This window comes from Hominimerdicola intestinalis, assembly GCF_054655215.1.
Genome location: NZ_BAAHNZ010000024.1, coordinates 1 through 2515, shown reverse-complemented (window position 1 = coordinate 2515; position 2515 = coordinate 1). Strand labels below are relative to the sequence as shown.

4 protein-coding genes are annotated in these 2515 nt (G+C 57.9%); all 4 read right to left on the bottom strand.

Annotated features, from left to right (window positions below; genetic code table 11):
• Positions 1-58: 58 nt before the first annotated feature.
• Complete coding sequence (locus tag ACYQ0H_RS12315) at positions 59-229, bottom strand: transposon-encoded TnpW family protein (protein WP_459813173.1); 171 nt, start codon at positions 227-229, stop codon at positions 59-61.
• 64 nt (positions 230-293) lie between these two features.
• Entirely contained in the window at positions 294-1157 is an 864-nt protein-coding gene (locus ACYQ0H_RS12310; protein WP_204882648.1) for an ATP-binding protein, read from the bottom strand.
• The gene (locus tag ACYQ0H_RS12305; RefSeq protein WP_087989415.1) at positions 1154-1888 is read right to left on the bottom strand and encodes a phage replisome organizer N-terminal domain-containing protein; all 735 of its coding nucleotides are present in this window, start codon (positions 1886-1888) and stop codon (positions 1154-1156) included. Before ACYQ0H_RS12305 ends, ACYQ0H_RS12310 begins: the two co-directional genes overlap by 4 nt.
• A 113-nt stretch (positions 1889-2001) precedes the next feature.
• Entirely contained in the window at positions 2002-2400 is a 399-nt protein-coding gene (locus ACYQ0H_RS12300; protein ID WP_087221679.1) for a cysteine-rich VLP domain-containing protein, read from the bottom strand.
• Positions 2401-2515 lie beyond the last annotated feature (115 nt).

The following is a 2515-nucleotide window of genomic DNA, read 5'->3' as shown; positions in this document are numbered from 1 at the left end:
AAAGTTTTGGTGTGTACCATCATCAGTTTAACACAAGGCGGCTGGCTTTATCAGCCGGTCACATCTGCTGTATCTCGTTTTTGAGCATACGCTTGATTTTATCGCTCATGGTTTCAGTGCTGGTATCGCTGAAATGGACGCGCACCTTGTAGGTGGTCTTGCCTATTTTCTTTACCAGCGCGGGGGCGTCCTCCGGCGCTCTGGCCGGGGTAGTGTCTATGGTCTGCATGGTGCGGGTTTCTTCGCTCATGGCGCTCCTTTCTCCGGGCGGGGCTGCACCGTCCGGCAAAAAATTACTCATGCTTACGGTTTACAATGTCTTTCGCCGCCTGCTTGGTGGCTCCGGCGTTTTCCTCCCGGAAGTTCTTCCCCGCAAAGAGGATCGGGGCGCACCGTTCCAGGATACGGTCATAGATACGGGCGTGGGCCAGGTCGGGCGGGTTCTTGAGTTCGGCCAGCTTCAGATTGGTGGTGATTATCATGGGCCTGCGGCTGCGGTAGCGGCTGTCAATGACGAAAAACATCTGCTCCATCGCATACTCGGTGCTGCGCTCCACACCCAAATCGTCAATGATGAGCAGGTCGTACTCGTCAAAGCTGGCGATAAAGTCAGCCCTATCCTCGGAAAACATCCCTGTCAGGCGGTTCAGAATGGTGGGAAAGTTCGTCATCAGCACCGGCACATCCCGGTCAAGCAAAGCGTTGGCGATACAACCGGCGAAAAAGGACTTGCCGGTTCCCACATCCCCAAACAGCAGCAGGCCGGTGTTGTTCTTGTAAGCCTCCTTCCAGTTCTCCACATAGGCGCGTGCCTTGTCCATCAGAGGATTTTGGCCGTTGTCGTTGGCAAAGGTGTAGTCGTACAGATAGCGGTCTTGCAGGCCCTGGGCCTTCCGGCGCTTGATACGCTCCATGCGGCGCTGCCGTTCCTCGGCGGCCTTGCGCTGTTCCTCGGCCTCCCGCTGGCACTGGCAGATACAGCGGGGCATGAAGTAGCCGGGTTTCCCAAAGCATGGCACAACGGTCTGCCTCTGGCCGCCGCACCTCTTACAGTGAATGAGGCCGTCTGCCGGGTCTATGTACTCGTCCCCGGCCAGTTCCACACCGGCGGCTGCCTTGTCGATCAGCGCCCGGATTTCTGCGGTAATCTCCATCATACGGTTTCATCCTCCTTTACGCTGTAATCCCGGTTGCGGGTGGGCGGGGCCGCCTTTTTCGCGTCCTCACCGGCCCAGCGCCGGATGGTGGCGGCATGGCTTTGATACCGCTTGCCGGTAGAAGCCATATACTCGGACAGCTTTTCGATGTACTGGCCCCATACGGTGGGAAAACTGGCCTGCAAGTCCGCCAGTTCCTCGTCCGTCAGGAAAACATTCTGGTAACGGCCATAGGCGCGGGCGGGGCGTCCCTTCTCTATCTCTCTCTTTATCTCTATCTCTTTCTCTAACTCTATCTCTATCTCTGGTGGACGAATGTCGGACAAATGTCCGCCGTTTGTCCGAGGCGCGGAAAGAGCCTTGTTTTGAAGCCTCGCTGCCCGCTTTCGCTCGGCCTCGGTGGAGGACTGTCCGATCAGCAGTTCGATATTGCTCATGTAAAAAGTGCCGCTGTCCAGCACTTCCACAAGGCCCAGCTTCAGGAAGATTTGCAAGGCCCTCTCCACAGTGCCAATCTGCTGGCGGGTGATGGTGGCGATCATCTGCGCTGTGTAGGGGATATTCTCGTCAAGCTGGAGCCGCCCGCCGTGTTTCAGGGATTTCAGATACAGCTTGAGCAGGATATTGGAGTACAGCACACCGTCCTGCATACTTTCCAGCAGCACGATGGAGTCATCGTCAAAATAGTTTTCTTTGAGTTTCAGGTAGTAATATTTTCGATTGTCTGACATGGGTTCCTCCTTGGGGTTCGTTTTGGGCTTCTGTACGCATTTAGAGGGCCGTTTTGGGGGGCAGAGGATAAATCTATCAGGCCCCCGCCGACACCCTCGAAAAAGTCCTTGATTTACAAGGGGTTTTCGGCCCCTAAAGCGTGACACTTAGCCCTCTGTTTGCGCTTGCGCTGGGCGGCCTTGATACGCTTCATGCGCCCGGCACATTCCGGGCAGTATTTGGCCCGGTTGGAGCCGGGGGTGAACAGCGCCCCGCAGACGGCGCACCGCTTGGCGTCCAGGCGGTGGAACAGGGCCGTTTCCAGTTCTCTGTCCAGCGGCAGCACCGCCGCCCGGAACCACCGGCACAACAGGGAGTAGGAAATGGACTGGACGCAGACACATTCCTCCCCATCGTCCAGCGCGATACAGTTGCCGCCGTCATAGTTGCAGCACTCATGTACCAGCCGCCGCGCTCTGCGGTACTGGCGGTAGTCCATGACGGGGATGGGTTCAGGCTTGCTTTTCTTCATGCTGGCACTTCCCACACCCGCCGCAGTTGTCGCAGCCGTGGCAGGCATGGGCCTCCGGCTCCGGGCCGGTGGGCGCGTCTGCCGGTTCCGGCTGCAAGAGGGCAAGGGGCAGGCG